We start from the raw sequence: 18,570 nt of genomic DNA, 5'->3' as shown, positions 1-18,570 counted from the left end.
CCGGACCCCCGCGACAGCACACCGAAAGGCCCCCGGACTCCGACGGCGGAACCCGGGGGCCTTCGCAGGACCACCCGCCCAGAATACGTGAGCCCTACACCTTCGTGGCGTCCTCCACCTCCTCCTCCGGCTCACGCCCCGGCGTCTTCAGATCGAACCTCGTGATCGCGAACCGGAACACCACGTAATAGACGAGCGCGAAACACAGACCGATCGGAATGATCAGCCACGGCCGCGTCGCCAGATTCCAGTTGATGACGTAGTCGATCAGCCCCGCCGAGAAACTGAACCCGTCCTTCACCCCCAGCCCCCACGACACCGCCATCGACACACCCGTCAGCACCACGTGCACCGCGTACAGCAACGGCGCCACGAACAGGAACGAGTACTCCAACGGCTCGGTGATGCCCGTCACGAACGACGTCAGCGCCAACGACAGCATCAGACCGCCCACCTCCTTGCGGCGGTGCGGCAGCGCACAGTGCGTGATCGCCAGCGCCGCCGCCGGCAACGCGAACATCATGATCGGGAAGAACCCCGTCGTGAACTGACCCGCGTCCGGATCCCCCGCCAGAAACATGTTGATGTCCCCGTGCACCACCGAGCCGTCCGGCTTCGTGTACGAACCGAACTGGAACCACATCGGCACGTTCAGGAACTGATGCAACCCGATCACCAGCAACGCCCGGTTCGCCAGCCCGAACACACCCGCACCCCACGCCCCCAACCCCGTCAGCCAGTCACTGAAACTCTCCAGCGCATCCCCGACCGGCGGCCACACCCACAGACACAGCGCCGCGAACACGATCGCCACGAACGCCATCACGATCGGCACCAGCCGCCGCCCGTTGAAGAACCCCAGCCAGTCCACCAGCCGCGTCCGGTGGAACCGCTGCCAGAAGTACGCCGCCATCAGCCCCATCACGATGCCGCCGAAAACCCCCGGATTCTGGTACGTGAACGCCGTCACCGTCTCCGAACCGTCCGTCAGCCGGCACCCGATCTGCGGCACCGCCCGCGACCCCTCCGGACAGTCCTCCGGGAACTGCCGCAGCACGTTCCAGTAGACGAGGAACCCCGCCACCGCCGCCAGCGCCGTCGACCCGTCCGCCTTCTTCGCCATCCCGATCGCCACACCGACGCAGAACAGCAGCGGCAACCCCAGCGAACCGTCCAGCAACGCCCCGCCCGCGCCCGTCATCACCTTCGAGACGTTCGTCCACCCCAGACCGTCGTCCCCGAACACATCCGGCTGACCCAGCCGGTTCAGGATCCCGGCCGCGGGCAGCACCGCGATGGGCAGCTGAAGACTGCGCCCCATCTTCTGCAACCCCTGGAACAGCTTGTTCCAACGGGCACGGACAGGGGTGACAGCACTGTCGGCACTCATCCGGTCTCCGTCCGGTCGCCTGGAAACCCCTCGGGCGGGAGGCGGTTTGGCGGCCGTCCCCACGGTGGTGTAGACCAGTCGGGAGACGGTTCCGCTGACGTGACGACATCATTCGGTACATACCGAATGACCGCTCGCGAAGATGGGCCAACTGTGGGTTACTGCGACAAAGCGGTTCGGACCAGGGAGAAAGAACATGGCCAGCAAGGCTGAGAAGATCGTCGCCGGCCTCGGCGGCATCGACAACATCGAAGAGGTCGAAGGCTGCATCACCCGCCTGCGCACCGAAGTCGTCGACCCCGCCCTGGTCGACGAAGCCGCCCTCAAGGCCGCCGGCGCCCACGGCGTCGTCAAGATGGGCACCGCCATCCAGGTCGTCATCGGCACCGACGCCGACCCCATCGCCGCCGACATCGAAGACATGATGTAACACCCACCGGACCACACACCGCCGGACACGTCACCGGACACACCACCGGTCACGCCACCGGTCACGCCACCGGCACCGGCACCGGACCCAGGGGCCTTCCCACCGCCGTCCACAGCGGAGGAAGGCCCCTCCCCATGGGCCGCTAGGCTCACCCGCATGTCACGAATCGACGGCCGCACCCCCCAACAGCTCCGCCCCGTCACCATCGAACGCGGCTGGAGCAAACACGCCGAAGGCTCCGTCCTCGTCTCCTTCGGCGACACCAAGGTCCTCTGCACCGCCTCCGTCACCGAAGGCGTCCCCCGCTGGCGCAAAGGCAGCGGCGAAGGCTGGGTCACCGCCGAATACGCCATGCTCCCCCGCGCCACCAACACCCGCGGCGACCGCGAATCCATCAAAGGCCGCATCGGCGGACGCACCCACGAGATCAGCCGCCTCATCGGCCGCTCCCTGCGCGCCGTCATCGACTACAAGGCACTCGGCGAAACCACCATCGTCCTCGACTGCGACGTCCTCCAGGCCGACGGCGGCACCCGCACCGCCGCCATCACCGGCGCCTACGTCGCCCTCGCCGACGCCATCACCTGGGGCCAGGCCAACAAACTCATCCGCCCCAGCCGCAAACCCCTCACCGGCACCGTCGCCGCCGTCTCCGTCGGCATCGTCGCCGGCACCCCCATGCTCGACCTCCGCTACGAGGAGGACGTCCGCGCCGACACCGACATGAACGTCGTCTGCACCGGCGACGGCCGCTTCGTCGAAATCCAGGGCACCGCCGAGGCCGAACCCTTCGACCGCGACGAACTCAACACCCTCCTCGACCTCGCCGCGGCCGGCTGCGCCGAACTCGCCGACCTGCAGCGCAAGGCCCTCGCCACCGTCCTCGAAAAGCAGTAACCCCGAAAAACGAAGACGCCACCAGGAAACCGACGCCCGGCGGGCAACTCCACCGCCCACCACCGCGTCTTGAGCAGTACGGGCGTACGGCCCCACCGCCGTACGCCCCGCGCCACACCACGACCCGGGCCACCCGGCCCCGTCCCACGGGAGGACCGAGACCCATGGCCGCGATACGACGCCGCCACCGTCGCCGCACCGCACACGCCGCCGCAGCCCTGACGGCCGCCGCCCTCACCGTGGGCCTGACCACCGGCTGCGACGCCGTCGACAAGGCACTCGACTGCGTCCAGACCGCAGACGCCATCGCCGACAGCGTCACCGCACTCCAGCAGGCCGTGGAGAACACCTCCAACGACCCGACCCAGCTCGAGAAATCCCTCGACGACATCGACAAGAACCTCGAGAAGATCGGCGACCGCACCGACAACGCCGACGTCAACAAGGCCGTCGACGACCTCGGCAAAGCCGTCGGCAACGTCCGCACCTCCGTCCGCGACGGCGACGCCACCCCCGACCTCAGCCCCGTCACCGACGCGGCGGGCGAACTGACCAAGGTCTGCACACCGTAGCGGGACGGACGCCGGGCACCGGGGTCCACGGCACTGCCGGATACTGGACCCCATGACCCGCCTGATCCTCGCCACCCGCAACACCGGAAAGATCACCGAACTCCGGGCCATCCTCGCCGACGCGGGCCTGCCCCACGAACTCGTCGGCGCGGACACCTACCCCGACATCCCCGACGTCAAGGAAACCGGCGTCACCTTCGCCGAGAACGCCCTCCTCAAGGCCCACGCCCTCGCACAGGCCACCGGCCACCCCGCCGTCGCCGACGACTCCGGCCTCTGCGTCGACGTCCTGAACGGCGCCCCCGGCATCTTCTCCGCCCGCTGGGCCGGCCGCCACGGCGACGACAAGGCCAACCTCGACCTCCTCCTCGCCCAGATCGCCGACATCCCCGACGAACACCGCGGCGCCCACTTCGCCTGCGCCGCCGCCCTCGCCCTCCCCGACGGCACGGAGCGGGTGGTCGAGGGACAGCTCCGCGGCACCCTCCGCCGGGAGCCCGCCGGCACGGGCGGCTTCGGCTACGACCCGATCCTCCAGCCCGAGGGCGACACCCGCACCTGCGCGGAACTGACCGCGGCCGAGAAGAACACCATCAGCCACCGCGGCAAGGCCTTCCGCGCCCTGGTACCGGCGGTACGGGAGCTGTTGGGCTAAGAGGCTAACGGCAACGGCCTGCGTATCCTCTTTGGATTCGCAGGCCGTTTGCGTGCGGCGGGAGGGATTCGAACCCTCAAGCCCGATCAGGGGCCACAGATCCTAAGTCTGCTGCGTCGCCATTGCGCCACCGCCGCCAGCGTCTGCCATCGTACCGGGAGCCGCATGCCGCCTTGTGCGTCCCCTGCACCAGGTGGTGGTCGTCGCGTGGCAGTTCGGACACAGCAAGCGCAGATTCTCGCGCCGATTGTCACTCCGGTCACCGTTGATGTGATCGACCTCCAAGGTCATCGGCTTTCCCAGCCACTCGGGCCCGATGCCACACTCGGCGCACTCCTCAGATACGCCGATCTCGCGGAGTGCACGGCGGAGTGGCGCAGTCCGAGTCCGGTTGCCGTCGTCTCGTTTGATCAGCACTTCTTCGGGCTTCTTGCCCAATGCCGGTCGAGACTTGCCTCGCTGATGGGCCTGCCCCAGGAAGTGGGTGGTGCTGAGGCTCTCTTCGGCGATCCACTGACGCAGGAGCGCGCGTTGCCTGCCGTTGTCCGGGCGCTCCAGACGACGGAGGGTCTCTGCGATCGAGGATGACGCACCGACCGCGGCACTCAACTCGCCTGATGAGGGTCGGGATCGCCTGCCCCAGGGTGTGAAGTGAGAGGTATCGATGCCGAAGTGGGCGAAGCGGCGTGTGAGGTAGCGTCGCAGTGTCGCGTAGGGGCGGGTACCGAAGAAGGCGATGACCTGATCGATGTCGGAACACTGGGCGGCAGCTTCGATGAGTCGCTCGCGTGAGTACTGGACGGAGTTGTTCATGAGGACGTTCCCTTGGGACGCCCTTTGCCGCGACCTCGGTACTCGTCCGTCGTCGAGTGGCAGTTGGGGCACAGGAACCGAAGGTTTTGGATGCGGTTATCTCGCCAGTTGCCGTCGATGTGATCGACTTCAAGGGGTAGTGGTCGGCCGCGCCAGGTCGTCTGCACACCGCAGAGGCTGCACTGCTCCGGAACCCCGAGTGTCGTCATCGCCCACCGAAGACGGTCACTGTGGACGCGTCGGGCCGCGTCGGGTGCCTGCTCGACCAGCAGAGCCTCAGGGGTTCGCGGGCGGCGCCGTTCGCCGCGCCGGGACGGTACTCGGAAGTGCGACACATCGATGCCGTACTCCTTGATCCGACGGCTGATGTGCGTGTGGTTTCCTCCGACGGCGTCCAGTCCCAGATGCCGCAGTACCTCGTACATGTTCGTGGAGGCCGAGACCGCTTCTCCAAGGATTTCCCTGGACCACTTCACACCGTCGCGCTGGAAGTGCGATACGTCCACCCCCAGTTTGCGCATCCGCTCCCGGACATAGGCCCGCGTCGAACTCCTCGGATCCACCCCCAACCGCACCAACGCCTCCGACAGCGTCCGTGCTCCCCGAGCCGCCTCCTCCAGCCGTTCCTTGCTGTACGCACTGGTCCCCATTGAGCCCCTCCGTCCCCGGCCATCCGTTCGTGGCCTCGTACGGAGTAACGAACCGGTTATCGGACGGTCACGCACGGCATGCGGAGGGGCCCGTACCGGATGCCTCCGGTACGGGCCCCGCAAGAGGGACCTCAGATGCCCAGGTCCTTGATGATCTTGGCTACGTGGCCCGTGGCGCGGACGTTGTAGAGGGCGCGTTCGACGTTGCCCTCCTCGTCGACGACGATCGTGGAGCGGATGACGCCCATGTAGGTCTTGCCGTAGTTCTTCTTCTCGCCGTAGGCGCCGTAGGCGTCGAGGACCTTCTTGTCCGGGTCGGCGAGGAGGGTGACCCTCAGGGACTCGGTGTCGCGGAACTTGGCGAGCTTCTCCGGCTTGTCGGGGGAGATGCCGATGACGTCGTAGCCGGCGCCGGCCAGGAGTTCCAGGTTGTCCGTGAAGTCGCAGGCCTGCTTCGTGCAGCCGGGGGTGAGCGCGGCGGGGTAGAAGTAGACGATGACCTTGCGGCCCTTGTGGTCGGCCAGGGACACCTCGTTGCCATCGGCGTCCGGGAGGGTGAAGGCGGGGGCAGGGTCCCCCGGCTGGAGTCGCTCGCTCATCGGGCCAGCGTAACCGGGGGTCCTGGGAGTGCGGGGAGGCGAGTAGCTGACAGACTGTCCGGGACAGTGTCGGAAGACTTCGGAGGCCGTACGGTGGCGGACACGTCGGACAGCAGGACCCCGGCGCAGATCGAGGCGGACATCAGGCGCCGCCGCGAGGTGCTGGCCGAGACGCTCGACGAGATCGGGGTGCGGGTGCACCCGAAGACGATCGTGGGCGATGCGAAGGCCAAGGTCGCCTCCAGCGTCGATCACACCCTCGGACGGGCGTACGTCCAGGTCAATCGTGTGGTCAGCGATGTGAAGTCGCGGTTCGTGGACGAGGAGGGCTCGCCGCGGATGGAGCGGGTCGTGCCCGTCGCGCTCGTGGTGGTCGGGGTCGTGGGGCTGATCGCCCTCGGCGGCGGCCGGCGGAGCGGTGATCCCCGGCGGCGCGGTGGTACCCGGCGGCGCGGGCGCTGAGGCGGGGCAGGTAGGTTTCAGGGCGTGAGCGCCAAGAGAAACGAGCACAGTTCCCCGGACGACAAGCTGCCCATCCGGATGCTGCACGACCGTGTACTCGTGCGGCAGGACACCAATGAGGGCGAGCGGCGTTCCGGGGGCGGGATCCTGATTCCCGCCACGGCGGCGGTCGGCCGGCGGCTGGCCTGGGCCGAGGTCGTCGCGGTGGGGCAGAACGTACGGACCGTGGAGCCGGGTGACCGGGTGCTGTTCGATCCGGAGGACCGGGCGGAGGTCGAGGTGCGGGGTACCGCGTACGTGCTGATGCGTGAGCGTGATCTGCATGCCGTGGCGGCGGACCGGTTCGAGGGGTCGGAGGATTCGACCGGGTTGTACCTGTAGAAGCGGATCGTGCCCGGGGAGCGGTGGCTTTCAGGGTTTCAGGGTTTTCAGGGGCTGGTGATCAAGGTCACCGGCCCCTTTCCGTTGTCTTTGCTAGCGTGGGGGGCATCCCGACGAGACGCGCCGTACCGGGTTGAAGGAAAAGACGACGCACCACCGTTCAGTTCGCTCCACGGAGGTGCTTGTCATGGCGTGGGTTCTGCTTGTCGTCGCCGGTCTGCTCGAGGTCGGCTGGTCGATCGGGATGAAGTACACCGAGGGTTTCACGCGGCTGTGGCCGAGTGTGTTCACCGGTGCGGGGATCGTCGCGAGCATGCTGCTGCTGTCGTACGCGGCGCGGACGCTGCCCATCGGTACCGCCTACGGGGTGTGGGTGGGCATCGGTGCGGCCGGTGCGGCGGTGCTCGGCATGGTGGTGCTGGGTGAGCCGGCGACCGCCGCCCGGATCTTCTTCATCTGTCTGCTGCTGGTGGCCGTGGTGGGGCTGAAGGCGACCTCGGGTCACTGACGGCCGCGGGTGTCACTGGCGGCCGCGGGGGGTGCCGGGGAGGCCGGCGACCACCCCGCCGGTGTCCGGTCCGTCGCCGCCGGTGCTGCCGGTGCCGCCGGTGTTGCCCGGTTGGGTGTCGGTGCCGCCGTCGTCGTTGTCGCCGTCTCCGCCGCCGTCTCCGGTGCCGCCGTTGTTCTCGTCTCCGTTGCCGCCGTCGGTGCCGCCGGTGGGGCCGGGCTGGGTGGTGGCGCCGCCGTTGGAGGGGCCGCCGGTGCCGGGGTCGCCGGTGTCGCCCGGCTGGGTGGTGGCGCCGCCGCTCCGGTCGGGGGTTCCGGTGCCGGGGGTCTCCTCGTCGGTGCCGTCCTCGTCGCCGGTGGTGCCGCCGTCGGTCTCGTCGCCGGTGCCGTCGGAGGACGGGGCGGAGGGGGGTGCGGTGACGTCGGCGCCTGCCTGGAGGTCGAGGTCGAAGGAGGCGACGGGCTTGCCCTTGAGGGCGTCGCGGGTGAACTGGGACCAGATCTGGGCGGGTGCTCCGCCGCCGTTGATGCGGGGGAGGCCCATCACGCCGTAGAGGGACTTGTGGGCGGCGGTCTTCGGGTCCTGGCCCATGACGGCGACGACGGTGGCGAGGTCGGGGGTGTAGCCGGCGAACCAGGCGGCGGTGTCCTCCTCGGCGGTGCCGGTCTTGCCGGCGGCGGGGCGGCCTGCGGCCTGGGCGGCGGTGGCGGTGCCGTTCTGGACGACGCTGCGCAGGACGGAGGTGGTGGTGTCGGCGGCTTCGCGGCTGACGGCCTGGGTCTCGTGCCGTTCGGGCAGTTCGATGTCGTGTGTGCCGTCCTTGGTGATCTTCTCGATCAGGGTGTACGGGGTGTGCCGGCCGTGGTTGGCGAGGGTGGCGTAGGCCTGGGCCATGTCGAGGGGGCTGGCGGTGGCGGTGCCGAGGGCGATGGCGGGGCCTTCGGGCATTTCGGGGGTGTCGGCGGGCAGGCCGAGGCCGATGGCGGTCTGCTTGACCTTGGCGGGGCCGACGTCGGTGGCCATCTGGGCGTAGACGGCGTTCACGGACTTGTCGGTGGCTTCGCGGACGGTGATGTTGCCGTAGTCGCGGTGGTCCTCGTTCTCGGGGGCGTAGCGGGGGCCGGTCCAGCCCTGGACGGGGCGTTCGCTGTCGCCGTTGTAGGTGGTGTTGGGGTTGATGATGCGGCCCTCCTGGGTTTCGGAGGAGTGGGCGATGGCCGCGGCGAGGACGAAGGGTTTGAAGGTGGAGCCGACCTGGAAGTCGCGTCGGGTGGCGTTGGGTGTGTACTGCTTGACGTAGTCGATGCCGTTGTACATCGCGACGACTTTGCCGGTCTTCGGGTCGATGGAGGCGCCGCCGGCGCGGACGTAGCTGTCGGCCTTGCGGTCCTTGTCCAGTTTGGACATGAGTTTGTCGTCGACGGCCTCGATGAAGGCGTCCTGTTTCTTCTTCTGCAGGGTGGTGGTGATGCGGTAGCCGCCGCGGGCGAGTTCTTCCTCGGAGACGATGTCGTTGTCGTTCAGGTATTTTTTGACGATGTTGACGATGTATCCGCGCTGTCCGGACATGCTGGTGGATACGGTGGATTTCTTGGGTTCGGGGAATTTCAGGCCGGCGCGTTCGGTCTCGCTGATCCAGTTCTTCTTGGCCATGCCGTCGAGGACGTATTTCCAGCGGGCGAGGGCGGCGTCCTTGTTCTCGGGGTGGGCGACGACGTCGTACTGGCTGGGTGCGTTGAGCAGGGAGGCGAGGTAGGCGCCCTGGGCGGCGGTGAGGTCCTTGGCGTCGACGCCGTAGTAGGCGTGGGCGGCGGCCTGGATGCCGTAGGCGCCGCGGCCGAAGAAGCTGGTGTTGAGGTAGCCCTCGAGGATCTCGTCCTTGCTTTTCTGCCGGTCGAGTTTGATGGCGATGAAGAATTCCTTCACCTTGCGGGTGATGGTCTGTTCCTGGGCGAGGTAGTAGTTCTTGACGTACTGCTGGGTGATTGTGGAGCCGGATTGTTTTCCGCCGCCGGTGGCGGTTTTCCAGCCGGCGCGGATCATCGCCGCGGGGTCGACGGCGGATTCGGTGTAGAAGTCGCGGTCCTCGGCGGCGAGGACGGCGTGCTGGGCGTCCTCGGAGATGCGGGAGAGGGCGACGCTCTCGCGGTTGATCTCTCCGTCGCGGGCGATGACGGTGCCGTCGGCGTAGAGGTAGACGTTGCCCTGTTTGGTGGCGAGGGCGTTGGCGGACGGGATGTGTACCAGGGAGTAGCCGAGGAAGAAGCCGCCGATCAGCAGGAGGACGCCGACGAGGAAGGTGCCCAGGACCATGCGCCAGGTGGGGACCAGTCGGCGCCATCCGGTCCGCTTGGGCCTTTTCGGCTTCTTCGGGGCGTCCGGTTCCGGTCCCGGTTCCGAGCCCTGGTTCGGCTGCTGCGGCTCGTCGCTCATCTCGTGCACGGACTCCTGTTTCGCGTCGTACGGTCTTGTCTCGTACGGCCTTGTCCCGTACGGCCTTGTACGTTTCTGCGCCCTCTGGTGAAGACTCTCGCACCGGGTGTTCCGTTCCCGCTCGTCGGCGCACCCGGGGGAACCGGGTGCGGCCGTTCGGGTTGCCGGACGGGTTCCGGCTGTTCCGGCCGTTCCGGTGTCCCGGTCGGTTCCGGTACCCCGTAATCGCCTGGCGTGGCCCTTCGGCGCCGTACTAGGCTCCTGCGCTTTGCTGCCGGGCGGAGGTGAAGAGCTGTGGGCGTGGGGTCGTGGCGGTTGTACGCGGCCGTCGCGGTGGGCGGTTTCCGGCGGTACGCGACGTATCGGGTGGCTACCGCCGCCGGGGTGTTCACCAATACGGTCTTCGGGCTGATCCTGGTGTACACCTATCTGGCCCTGTGGGACGAGAAACCGCAGCTCGGGGGCTATGACCAGGCGCAGGCCGTGACGTATGTGTGGCTGGCGCAGGCGTTGCTGGCGGCGCTGGCGATCGGTGGCGGCGGTTTCGAGGACGAGCTGATGGAGCGCATCCGTACGGGTGATGTCGCCGTCGATCTGTACCGTCCGGCCGATCTGCAGCTGTGGTGGCTGGCGGCGGATGTGGGGCGGGCGGTGTTCCAGTTGCTGGGGCGCGGGGTGGTGCCGTTCGTGTTCGGGTCGCTGTTCTTTCCGGTGGCGCTGCCGCGGGAGGTGTCCGTGTGGGTGGCGTTCCTGGTGGCGGTGGTGCTGGCGATGGTGGTGGGTTTCGCGATCCGTTTTCTGGTGGCGTTGTCGGCTTTCTGGCTGATGGACGGCACGGGGATGGCGCAGATGTCGTGGATCACGGGGTTGTTCTGTTCGGGGATGCTGCTGCCGCTGAACGTGTTCCCGGGGGTGCTCGGCGAGGTGGTGCGGGCGTTGCCGTGGTCGTCGTTGCTGCAGAGGCCGGCGGACGTGCTGCTGGGGGAGGCGGAGCCGTGGGGGGTCTTCGTGTTCCAGGCCGGGTGGGCGGTGGCGCTGCTGGCGGTGGGGCGGCTGGTGCAGGCGGCGGCGACGCGGCGGGTGGTGGTGCAGGGTGGCTGAGAGGACGAGCGGGGTGGAGCCGCGGACGGACGCGGACGCGGGCGCGGGCAGGGGTGGAGGCGGGGGTACGGGCGCGGGTGGCCTGGTCGTGGAAGGGCTGCGGGCGTACCGGCTGATCGCGGGGATGTGGATCCGGTCGACGATGGCGTACCGGGCGTCCTTCGCGCTGACGGTGCTGGGGAGCTTCGTGGTGACCGGGCTGGATTTCGTGGCGATCCTGCTGATGTTCTCCCAGGTGGACGTGTTGGGCGGTTACGCGCTGCCGGAGGTGGCGTTCCTGTACGGGTTGTCGGTGGTGTCGTTCGGGCTGGTCGATCTGGCGATGGGGTCGATGGACCGGCTGGGCCGGCGGGTGCGTGACGGCACGCTGGACACGCTGCTGGTGCGTCCGGCGCCGGTGCTGGCGCAGGTGGCCGCGGACCGGTTCGCGCTGCGCCGGGTGGGCCGGCTGACGCAGGGGACGCTGGTGCTGGGGTACGCGCTGGCGGTCGTCGACGTCGACTGGACGGTGGCGAAGGTGCTGCTGATGCCGGTGATGCTGCTGAGCGGCGCGGGGATCTTCTGCGCGGCGTTCGTGGCGGCGGGGGCGTTCCAGTTCGTGACGCAGGACGCGTCGGAGGTGGCGAACGCGTTCACGTACGGCGGTACGACGATGCTGCAGTATCCGCCGACGGTGTTCGGGCGGGAGCTGGTGCGGGGGGTGACGTTCGTGGTGCCGCTGGCCTTCGTGAACTGGCTGCCGGCGAGTCATGTGCTGGGGCGGCCGTATCCGCTGGAGCTGCCCGGGTGGGTGGTGTTCGCGTCGCCGCTGGTGGCGGTGGCCTGCTGCGCGCTGGCGGGGCTGGCGTGGCGGGCGGGGCTGCGTTCGTACCGGAGTACAGGGAGTTAGCGCCATGGGCACGGTGGACACGACGGTGGCGGGGTCCGGTGAGGGCTTCATTGAGCTGGAGGACGTCGAGAAGGTCTTCGATGTGCGCCGCAGGACGGGGTTCCTGAAGCGGGAGCGGCGTCGGGTGCGGGCGGTGGACGGGCTGTCGTTCACGGTGGCGCGCGGCGAGATGGTCGGCTACATCGGGCCGAACGGTGCGGGGAAGTCGACGACGGTCAAGATGCTGACCGGCATCCTGACGCCGAGCGGGGGCCGGCTGCGGGTGGCGGGGATCGATCCGTCGCGGGAGCGGGTCAGGCTGGCGCACCGGATCGGGGTGGTGTTCGGGCAGCGGACGACGCTGTGGTGGGACCTGCCGCTGATCGACTCGTACCGGCTGATGCACCGCATGTACCGCATCCCGGACGCCCGTTACCGGGAGAACCTGGACAGGTGTGTGGAGCTTCTGCGGCTGGGCGAGCTGCTGGACGTGCCGGTGCGGCAGCTGTCGCTGGGGCAGCGGATGCGCGGGGACATCGCGGCGGCGCTGCTGCACGATCCGGAGGTGCTGTACCTGGACGAGCCGACGATCGGCCTGGACGTGGTGTCGAAGGCCAGGGTGCGGGAGTTCCTGCGGGACCTGAACGCGGAGCGCGGGACGACGGTGCTGCTGACGACGCACGATCTGCAGGACATCGAGCAGCTGTGCTCGCGGGTGATGGTGATCGACCACGGGCGGCTGATGTACGACGGCCGGCTGGAGGGGCTGCGCGAGGCGGGGGAGAGCGAGCGGACGCTGGTGGTGGACCTGGAGCGGGAGTTGCCGCCGATCCGGGCGCCGGAGCCGGCGCGGGTGGTGCGGGTGGAGGGGCCGCGGCAGTGGCTGGCGTTCCCGGCGTCGGAGTCGGCGGCGGGGCTGGTGGCGCGGATCGCGGCGGAGTATCCGCTGGTGGACCTGTCGGTGCGGGAGCCGGACATCGAGTCGGTGATCGCGCGGATGTATGCGGAACGCGCGGGCGCGTAGTGCCGGACGCGGTCACCTCGTAGGCTGCTGTACATGACCGACGACGCCCCGGAACTCCGTGCTTCCGACGCCGACCGTGAACGAGTTGCCGAGGTCCTGCGGGACGCCCTTGCCGAAGGGCGCCTGGACATGGAGGAGTTCGAGCAGCGGCTGGACGCCACCTACCGTGCGCGGACGTACGGTGAGCTGGCGCCGATCACCCGTGACCTGCCGGTCGGCACGGTGGTGGCGCCCAAGGTGTCGATGACCAAGGAACCGGCGTCCGCGGGTGATTGGGCGGGGCGGATCACGGGCGGCGAGGGGTCGTCGACGTGGGCGGTCGCCGTGATGTCCGGGTTCCAGCGCAAGGGGCGCTGGACGGTGCCGAAGCGGTTCAACTCGTTCGCGTTCTGGGGCGGCGGCGAGATCGATCTGCGGGAGGCGAACTTCGCGGACGGCGAGGTCGTGATCAACTGCGTGGCGATCATGGGCGGGATGAACGTGGTCGTGCCGCCCGGGGTCGAGGTGGTCGTGCGCGGCATCGGGATCATGGGCGGGTTCGACCACCGTGAGGAGGGCGCTCCCGCCGAGCCGGGGGCTCCGCGGGTGATCGTCACGGGGTTCGCCTTCTGGGGCGGGGTCGGTGTCGAGCGGAAGCTGACGCGGGCGGAGCGGTCGCGGCTGAAGGAGGAGCGGCGGTTGGAGCGGCTGGAGCGGAAGGCCGCGCGGCGGGAGCTGCAGGCGTCGATCCGGGAGGACGTGGCGGAGGCGCATCGGTCGATGCTGGAGGGGCATCGGGATCTGATGCGGGAGCGGCGGGAGCGGCGGCGGGACGAGCGGTGAGGTGCGCTGCGCTGCGCTGAGCTGAGCTGCGGTGCAGGGTGTTGTGCCGGGTGCCGGGTGCCGGGTGCCGGGTGTGGGGTGTGGGGGTGGGTCGGGGTGGGTCGCCTGCCCGGCGTTACGGGGTGCCGCTGCGCCCACCCGTGCCGCCCCAGCGGCACGACTGCCCGCAGTCAGGAGCTCAGAGCTAGGAGCTCAGGGGGACGGTGTGGGCGAGGCGGGTGTAGCCGTTGTCGTTGGGGTGGAGGTGGTCTCCGCTGTCGTAGTGGGGGTGTAGACGCCGGGGGGCGTGGGGGTCGCGGAGTGCCTTGTCGAAGTCGGCGACCGCGTCGAAGAGGCGGCCTGCGCGGATCTCCCGGTTGATCTCCTGCCGCATCCGTTCGCGGGCGTCCGTGTACCCCTTGTGGCCGCCGAACGGCGTCACGGTGGCGCCGACGGCCTTCAGACCGCGGGCGTGGGCCATGTCGACCAGGGTGCGCAGGCCCTCGAGGACGGAGTCGCGGTCGGCGAGTTCCGGGCTGTGCAGGATGTCGTTGACCCCGATGGCGACGACGACCGTTCTGACGTTGGTGCGGCCCAGTACGTCCCGGCCGAAGCGGGAGAGGGCGGCGGCGTTGGCGGGCGGTGTGCCCGGGCCGCCGGTGAGCAGCCGGTTTCCGCTGATGCCCTGGTTGACGACGCTGTGGCGGGGGACGTCCTGCCCGGTCCGGGCGGCCGTGTGCAGGCGCTCGGCGAGGATGTCGGGCCAGCGGCGGTTGGCGTCGGACGTGGAGCGGTAGCCGTCGGTGATCGAGTCGCCGAGGGCGACGATCGTGCCCGTGGACTCGTGGCTGAAGACGTCCAGCGCGGTCGCGTAGCGCCAGTACGGCGTCTCGTCGGTGTACGCGGTGGCGGCGGTGTCCTCGGTGTGGTCGCCGTCGGCGAGGTAACTGGTCTGCCGGGCGTGCCGGTGGTAGGTGACCGGGCCGGACGGGGTGGGGGAGTAGGTGGTGATCAGGACGTCGCCGCCGCGGGGGACGGTGAGGGGGACGGCGTCGCTCGTCACCTGGCCGCCGGCCGGGACGACGGTCCGGGGGCTGCCGCCGAAGGTGAGCCGGCGCATGCTGCCGGGGGCCGCGGCGGCGGTGTCGTGGTCTGCCGCCAGGGCGAGGGAGGCGTGGCTGACGGTGAGCGGCGAGCGGCCGTAGAGGTTGGAGAGGGTGACGCGGGCGCTGGTGCCGCTGGTGCTCGTGTGGACGACGTTGCGTACGGAGCGGCCGGCCAGACCCTGTGCGGCGGTGCCCGGTTCGGGTCCGGCGGGGGAGGCGGACCAGGCGCCGACCCAGGTGCCGGTGGAGGCGGGCGCGGCGTCGGTGTGGGGCAGCCGGCCGCTGGTGAGGGGGGTGGTGGCCGACCGGTCCCGTGTGCCGCCGTCGGTGGACACGGTGGCGTACAGGGCGGCGGTGAGCGCCACGAGCAGGGCGACGAGGGCGGCCGGCAGGGCCCGCTGCCGCCGCCGGCGGGGGAGTGCCCCCGGGTCCGGTTCACGACCCTGGGTCATGCTGCGTTGTTCTCCTCGGACGAGCGGACGAGCGGACGAGCCGATGACCGGACGGGCGGGCGGCGGGGAGCCGCGGGGCTCCGGTCGGGTGGGCCCATGATGCGGCATGGGCGGGGAAAAGGTCGCGGTACTTCCGGATTTCCCCTTTTCCGTCCGGTCGCCGGGAACTTGTGATCCGTTCCGGGAGTCGGTCAGGAAGGGGCGAAGGGAGAATGTGTCCGGGGGCGGACGGGCGCGGAACGGATGTGACCGGGACGGATGTGACCGGGACGGAACGGCGGACGGTGGAGCGGATGGAACGCACGAAGGCAGAACGCCCGGACGGTTCCTCAGGGGCCGGGGGTACCGGGCAGGGCACGGGGACGGGCGCCGGGGCGGGCGGGCCCTCGTCCCCCGGCCGTGCCGGTGCCGGGGCCGGTGCCGGTGCCGTCCGGGACCGGGCGATGACGGCGTTCAGTCCGGCCGACGAGGAGAAGCGGCGCGGCGTGCGCCGTATGAAGCTCACCGCCACCGGTCTGCTGGTGTTCGTCGCCCTGGTCTATGTCCTGGCCGAGTGGGCCTCCCACCGGGGCGCGGGCGCCTGGGCGGGCTACGTCTCCGCGGCGGCCGAGGCGGGCATGGTCGGCGCGCTCGCCGACTGGTTCGCGGTCACCGCCCTCTTCCGTCATCCCCTGGGCCTGCCCATCCCGCACACCGCGATCATCCCCAGGAAGAAGGACCAGCTGGGCGTCTCGCTGGGAGAGTTCGTCGGGGAGAACTTCCTCTCCGAGGACGTCGTGCGCGGGCGGCTGCGCGCCGTCGGCATCGGCAGCCGGCTCGGCGCCTGGCTGGCGGTGCCCGAGCACGCGGACCGGGTGACGGCGGAGCTGTCGGCCGCGCTGCGCGGTGCCCTGGCCGTGCTGCGGGACTCCGACGTGCAGGCGGTGGTGGGGGAGGCGATCACCCGGCGGGCCGACGCCCAGGAGATCGCGCCCGGCATCGGCAAGCTGCTGGACCGGGTCGTCGCCGACGGAGGTCACAAGCGCGCCGTCGACCTGATCGTCTCCCGCGCGCACGACTGGCTGATCCTGCACGGCGACTCCGTGATGGACGCCGTGCAGGGCGGGGCGCCCGGCTGGACGCCCCGGTTCGTGGACCGCAAGGTCGGCGAGCGCGTCTACAAGGAGCTGCTGCGCTTCGTCACCGAGATGCGCGACATGCCCGCCCACCCGGCGCGCGGCGCCCTGGACCGCTTCCTCACCGACTTCGCCTCCGACCTGCAGTCCGACACGGAGACGCGGGCGCGGGTGGAGCGGCTGAAGACCGAGGTGCTGGGCCGCGGCGAGGTGCAGGACCTGATCGCGTCCGCCTGGACGGCCGTACGGTCCATGATCGTCTCGGCGGCGGAGGACGAGCGCAGCGAGCTGCGGATGCGGGTGCGGGCCTCGCTGCTGTCGCTGGGGGCCCGGATGGCCTCCGACGCCAGGGTGCAGGGCAAGGTCGACGCGTGGGTGGAGAGCGCCGCGGTGTACGTGGTGACGACCTACCGCAAGGAGATCACCTCCCTGATCACCGACACGGTGGCGAGCTGGGACGCCGAGCACACCACGAAGAAGATCGAGGCGAACATCGGCCGTGACCTGCAGTTCATCCGGATCAACGGCACGGTGGTCGGCTCCCTGGCCGGGCTGCTGATCTACACGGTCTCCCGCATCCTGGGGGCGTAGGCCCGCGACCGGCCCGGCGTGTTCCGTCCGGTCGCGGGCACACGGGTCTCGTCCGCCCGGCGGTGCCCGGCGCCGCCGGTGCCGTACGGGAGCCCGGACGCAGCCCACGGTCCTCAACGGAGAGGGAGCCATGACAGCACAAGCGTCGTCGCCGGACTCTGTGCCCGCCTCCTCGGGAACCGTCACCACCGCGGTGCCGGCCCGCCTGGACCGCCTGCCGTGGTCCCGCTGGCACTGGATGATCGTGATCGGCCTCGGCACCGTCTGGATCCTGGACGGTCTGGAGGTGACGATCGTCGGCAACGTGGCCGGGCGGATCGCCGAGGAGGGCAGCGGGCTGGACATCAGCGCCGCCCAGATCACCGGCCTGGCCGCCGCCCTGTACGTGGCGGGCGCCTGCTCGGGCGCCCTGTTCTTCGGCTGGCTGACCGACCGCTACGGCCGCAAGAAGCTGTTCATGGCGACGCTGGTGGTGTACCTGGCGGCGACCGCGCTGACCGCCCTGTCCTTCGAGACCTGGTGGTTCTTCCTGTTCCGTTTCCTCACCGGCTTCGGCATCGGCGGCGAGTACGCGGCGATCAACTCGGCGATCGACGAGCTGATCCCCTCCCAGTACCGGGGGCGGGTCGACCTCATCATCAACGGCAGCTACTGGCTGGGAGCGATCGGCGGTTCCCTGCTGTCCATCGTCATGCTGGACACCAGCATCTTCCCGAAGGACCTGGGCTGGCGGCTCAGCTTCGCCCTCGGTGTCGTCCTCGGCCTGGTCATCCTGCTGGTGCGGCGGCACGTCCCGGAGAGTCCGCGCTGGCAGTTCATCCACGGGTACGGCGACGAGGCGGAACGGCTCGTCTCCTCCGTCGAACGGGAGATCGAGGAGGAGAAGGGGGAGCGGCTGCCGCGGCCGGCCGGGGAGATCACCATCCACCAGCGCAAGAGCATCGGCTTCGGCTTGATCGCGAAGACCGTCTTCGGCAAGTACCCGCGCCGCGCGGTCCTCGGCCTGTCCCTCTTCATCGGCCAGGCCTTCCTCTACAACGCGATCACCTTCGGCTTCGGCACCATCCTCATCACCTTCTTCGACGTGCCGACCGGCCACACCGGCTACTACTTCGCCGTCATCGCCGCCGGCAACTTCCTCGGCCCGCTGCTGCTCGGCAAGCTCTTCGACACGGTCGGCCGCCGGATCATGATCTCGGGCACGTATCTGCTGTCGGGCGCGCTGCTGTTCGTCACGGCGTGGCTCTTCGACCGCGGCTCGCTGACCGCGAACACGATGACGGCCTGCTGGTGCGTGGTGCTGTTCTTCGCCTCCGCGGGCGCCTCCAGCGCCTATCTGACGGTCTCCGAGATCTTCCCGATGGAGACCAGGGCGATGGCCATCGCCTTCTTCTACGCCCTCGGCACCGCCGCCGGCGGTATCAGCGGCCCGCTGCTCTTCGCCGACCTCACGGAGTCCGGCGTCGTCGGCGACACGGTGCTCGCCTTCCAGGTCGGCGCCGGGCTGATGTGCGCGGCCGGCCTGGTGGCGGCGTTCCTCGCGGTGAAGGCGGAACGCCGCTCCCTGGAGGACATCGCCGAGCCGCTCTCCTCGGCGGGGACGGGTTCCGTGCCGGGGGCGGGGAAGACGCCGGGCGCCGGCACCGCGACGGTCTAGGCGGAGTCGCGGAGCCGCGGAGCCGCGGAGACGCAGAGCCGCGGAGACGCAGAGCCGCGGAGACG

General features: G+C 69.9%; 19 protein-coding genes, 1 tRNA gene and 1 riboswitch. Of the genes, 13 read left to right on the top strand and 7 right to left on the bottom strand.

The features are described from left to right. Positions 1-94: 94 nt before the first annotated feature. On the bottom strand, positions 95-1,390 hold the full coding sequence (locus tag ACFYOJ_RS23905; protein WP_356558257.1) for a PTS transporter subunit EIIC: 1,296 nt from the start codon (positions 1,388-1,390) through the stop codon (positions 95-97). A 196-nt stretch (positions 1,391-1,586) separates the two neighbouring features. On the opposite strand from ACFYOJ_RS23905, the gene ACFYOJ_RS23900 reads away from it, so the two are divergent. From ACFYOJ_RS23900 to rdgB, 4 genes are all read left to right on the top strand, one after another. Further along, positions 1,587-1,820, top strand: coding sequence for a PTS glucose/sucrose transporter subunit IIB (locus ACFYOJ_RS23900; RefSeq protein WP_345487976.1), 234 nt, complete (start codon positions 1,587-1,589; stop codon positions 1,818-1,820). 156 nt (positions 1,821-1,976) lie between these two features. Beyond that, positions 1,977-2,717 carry a ribonuclease PH gene (gene rph / locus ACFYOJ_RS23895; protein ID WP_356558258.1) on the top strand — a complete coding sequence of 247 codons (741 nt, stop codon included), beginning with the start codon at positions 1,977-1,979 and terminating at the stop codon, positions 2,715-2,717. Between the two features lie 164 nt (positions 2,718-2,881). Continuing rightward, positions 2,882-3,289, top strand: coding sequence for a hypothetical protein (locus ACFYOJ_RS23890; protein WP_356558259.1), 408 nt, complete (start codon positions 2,882-2,884; stop codon positions 3,287-3,289). Between the two features lie 52 nt (positions 3,290-3,341). Beyond that, positions 3,342-3,944: an RdgB/HAM1 family non-canonical purine NTP pyrophosphatase gene (gene rdgB / locus ACFYOJ_RS23885; protein ID WP_356558260.1), complete on the top strand. Its 603-nt coding sequence runs from the start codon at positions 3,342-3,344 to the stop codon at positions 3,942-3,944. Between the two features lie 53 nt (positions 3,945-3,997). Here the strand turns inward: rdgB and ACFYOJ_RS23880 are convergent. The 4 genes from ACFYOJ_RS23880 to bcp form a co-directional block, all read right to left on the bottom strand. Continuing rightward, positions 3,998-4,081, bottom strand: a tRNA-Leu gene (locus tag ACFYOJ_RS23880). Continuing rightward, on the bottom strand, positions 4,047-4,757 hold the full coding sequence (locus ACFYOJ_RS23875) for an HNH endonuclease (protein WP_388597757.1): 711 nt from the start codon (positions 4,755-4,757) through the stop codon (positions 4,047-4,049). Before ACFYOJ_RS23875 ends, ACFYOJ_RS23880 begins: the two co-directional genes overlap by 35 nt. Then, entirely contained in the window at positions 4,754-5,407 is a 654-nt protein-coding gene (locus tag ACFYOJ_RS23870) for an HNH endonuclease signature motif containing protein (protein WP_356558339.1), read from the bottom strand. Before ACFYOJ_RS23870 ends, ACFYOJ_RS23875 begins: the two co-directional genes overlap by 4 nt. Positions 5,408-5,538: 131 nt before the next feature. Continuing rightward, the gene (gene bcp / locus ACFYOJ_RS23865) at positions 5,539-6,006 is read right to left on the bottom strand and encodes a thioredoxin-dependent thiol peroxidase (RefSeq protein WP_356558338.1); all 468 of its coding nucleotides are present in this window, start codon (positions 6,004-6,006) and stop codon (positions 5,539-5,541) included. Between the two features lie 93 nt (positions 6,007-6,099). Between bcp and ACFYOJ_RS23860 the strand changes: the two genes are divergently transcribed. From ACFYOJ_RS23860 to ACFYOJ_RS23850, 3 genes are all read left to right on the top strand, one after another. Further along, on the top strand, positions 6,100-6,468 hold the full coding sequence (locus ACFYOJ_RS23860; RefSeq protein WP_356558337.1) for a DUF3618 domain-containing protein: 369 nt from the start codon (positions 6,100-6,102) through the stop codon (positions 6,466-6,468). A gap of 24 nt (positions 6,469-6,492) precedes the next feature. Then, the gene (locus ACFYOJ_RS23855) at positions 6,493-6,849 is read left to right on the top strand and encodes a co-chaperone GroES (protein ID WP_356558336.1); all 357 of its coding nucleotides are present in this window, start codon (positions 6,493-6,495) and stop codon (positions 6,847-6,849) included. Positions 6,850-6,930: 81 nt separating this feature from the next. Next, positions 6,931-7,004, top strand: a riboswitch (guanidine-III (ykkC-III) riboswitch). A gap of 32 nt (positions 7,005-7,036) precedes the next feature. Next, on the top strand, positions 7,037-7,357 hold the full coding sequence (locus ACFYOJ_RS23850; RefSeq protein WP_133885480.1) for a multidrug efflux SMR transporter: 321 nt from the start codon (positions 7,037-7,039) through the stop codon (positions 7,355-7,357). A 12-nt stretch (positions 7,358-7,369) separates the two neighbouring features. Here the strand turns inward: ACFYOJ_RS23850 and ACFYOJ_RS23845 are convergent, their stop codons facing one another. Next, positions 7,370-9,790, bottom strand: coding sequence for a transglycosylase domain-containing protein (locus ACFYOJ_RS23845; protein WP_356558335.1), 2,421 nt, complete (start codon positions 9,788-9,790; stop codon positions 7,370-7,372). Positions 9,791-10,084: 294 nt separating this feature from the next. Between ACFYOJ_RS23845 and ACFYOJ_RS23840 the strand changes: the two genes are divergently transcribed. The 4 genes from ACFYOJ_RS23840 to ACFYOJ_RS23825 all read left to right on the top strand — a co-directional run bounded on the left by ACFYOJ_RS23840 (position 10,085) and on the right by ACFYOJ_RS23825 (position 13,605). After that, positions 10,085-10,891, top strand: coding sequence for an ABC-2 family transporter protein (locus ACFYOJ_RS23840; RefSeq protein ID WP_356558334.1), 807 nt, complete (start codon positions 10,085-10,087; stop codon positions 10,889-10,891). 124 nt (positions 10,892-11,015) lie between these two features. Continuing rightward, on the top strand, positions 11,016-11,780 hold the full coding sequence (locus tag ACFYOJ_RS23835) for an ABC transporter permease (RefSeq protein ID WP_356558340.1): 765 nt from the start codon (positions 11,016-11,018) through the stop codon (positions 11,778-11,780). A 4-nt stretch (positions 11,781-11,784) separates the two neighbouring features. Then, positions 11,785-12,783: an ABC transporter ATP-binding protein gene (locus tag ACFYOJ_RS23830; protein ID WP_356558333.1), complete on the top strand. Its 999-nt coding sequence runs from the start codon at positions 11,785-11,787 to the stop codon at positions 12,781-12,783. 33 nt (positions 12,784-12,816) lie between these two features. Continuing rightward, positions 12,817-13,605, top strand: a complete 789-nt coding sequence (locus tag ACFYOJ_RS23825; protein ID WP_356558332.1) for a DUF1707 domain-containing protein — start codon at positions 12,817-12,819, stop codon at positions 13,603-13,605. Between the two features lie 184 nt (positions 13,606-13,789). Here the strand turns inward: ACFYOJ_RS23825 and ACFYOJ_RS23820 are convergent, their stop codons facing one another. Then, entirely contained in the window at positions 13,790-15,142 is a 1,353-nt protein-coding gene (locus ACFYOJ_RS23820; protein WP_356558331.1) for an SGNH/GDSL hydrolase family protein, read from the bottom strand. A 293-nt stretch (positions 15,143-15,435) separates the two neighbouring features. On the opposite strand from ACFYOJ_RS23820, the gene ACFYOJ_RS23815 reads away from it, so the two are divergent. Beyond that, entirely contained in the window at positions 15,436-16,848 is a 1,413-nt protein-coding gene (locus tag ACFYOJ_RS23815; RefSeq protein ID WP_356558330.1) for a DUF445 domain-containing protein, read from the top strand. A gap of 130 nt (positions 16,849-16,978) precedes the next feature. Continuing rightward, the gene (locus ACFYOJ_RS23810; protein ID WP_356558329.1) at positions 16,979-18,505 is read left to right on the top strand and encodes an MFS transporter; all 1,527 of its coding nucleotides are present in this window, start codon (positions 16,979-16,981) and stop codon (positions 18,503-18,505) included. Positions 18,506-18,570 lie beyond the last annotated feature (65 nt).

Origin of the sequence: Streptomyces sp. NPDC006384 (assembly GCF_042870695.1) — a bacterium.
Lineage (GTDB): Bacteria > Actinomycetota > Actinomycetes > Streptomycetales > Streptomycetaceae > Streptomyces.
The sequence above is the reverse complement of the archived record's forward strand: the minus strand, read 5'-3'. Positions and strand labels throughout refer to the sequence as shown.

Excerpts from the sequence above, each read along its gene's own strand:
- ACFYOJ_RS23905 (WP_356558257.1), bottom strand. The coding sequence starts at position 1,390 with ATGAGTGCCGACAGTGCTGTCACCCCTGTCCGTGCCCGTTGGAACAAG.
- ACFYOJ_RS23900 (WP_345487976.1), top strand. The coding sequence starts at position 1,587 with ATGGCCAGCAAGGCTGAGAAGATCGTCGCCGGCCTCGGCGGCATCGAC.
- rph (WP_356558258.1), top strand. The coding sequence starts at position 1,977 with ATGTCACGAATCGACGGCCGCACCCCCCAACAGCTCCGCCCCGTCACC.
- ACFYOJ_RS23890 (WP_356558259.1), top strand. The coding sequence starts at position 2,882 with ATGGCCGCGATACGACGCCGCCACCGTCGCCGCACCGCACACGCCGCC.
- rdgB (WP_356558260.1), top strand. The coding sequence starts at position 3,342 with ATGACCCGCCTGATCCTCGCCACCCGCAACACCGGAAAGATCACCGAA.
- ACFYOJ_RS23875 (WP_388597757.1), bottom strand. The coding sequence starts at position 4,757 with ATGAACAACTCCGTCCAGTACTCACGCGAGCGACTCATCGAAGCTGCC.
- ACFYOJ_RS23870 (WP_356558339.1), bottom strand. The coding sequence starts at position 5,407 with ATGGGGACCAGTGCGTACAGCAAGGAACGGCTGGAGGAGGCGGCTCGG.
- bcp (WP_356558338.1), bottom strand. The coding sequence starts at position 6,006 with ATGAGCGAGCGACTCCAGCCGGGGGACCCTGCCCCCGCCTTCACCCTC.
- ACFYOJ_RS23850 (WP_133885480.1), top strand. The coding sequence starts at position 7,037 with ATGGCGTGGGTTCTGCTTGTCGTCGCCGGTCTGCTCGAGGTCGGCTGG.
- ACFYOJ_RS23845 (WP_356558335.1), bottom strand. The coding sequence starts at position 9,790 with ATGAGCGACGAGCCGCAGCAGCCGAACCAGGGCTCGGAACCGGGACCG.
- ACFYOJ_RS23835 (WP_356558340.1), top strand. The coding sequence starts at position 11,016 with ATGTGGATCCGGTCGACGATGGCGTACCGGGCGTCCTTCGCGCTGACG.
- ACFYOJ_RS23830 (WP_356558333.1), top strand. The coding sequence starts at position 11,785 with ATGGGCACGGTGGACACGACGGTGGCGGGGTCCGGTGAGGGCTTCATT.
- ACFYOJ_RS23825 (WP_356558332.1), top strand. The coding sequence starts at position 12,817 with ATGACCGACGACGCCCCGGAACTCCGTGCTTCCGACGCCGACCGTGAA.
- ACFYOJ_RS23820 (WP_356558331.1), bottom strand. The coding sequence starts at position 15,142 with ATGACCCAGGGTCGTGAACCGGACCCGGGGGCACTCCCCCGCCGGCGG.
- ACFYOJ_RS23815 (WP_356558330.1), top strand. The coding sequence starts at position 15,436 with ATGGAACGCACGAAGGCAGAACGCCCGGACGGTTCCTCAGGGGCCGGG.
- ACFYOJ_RS23810 (WP_356558329.1), top strand. The coding sequence starts at position 16,979 with ATGACAGCACAAGCGTCGTCGCCGGACTCTGTGCCCGCCTCCTCGGGA.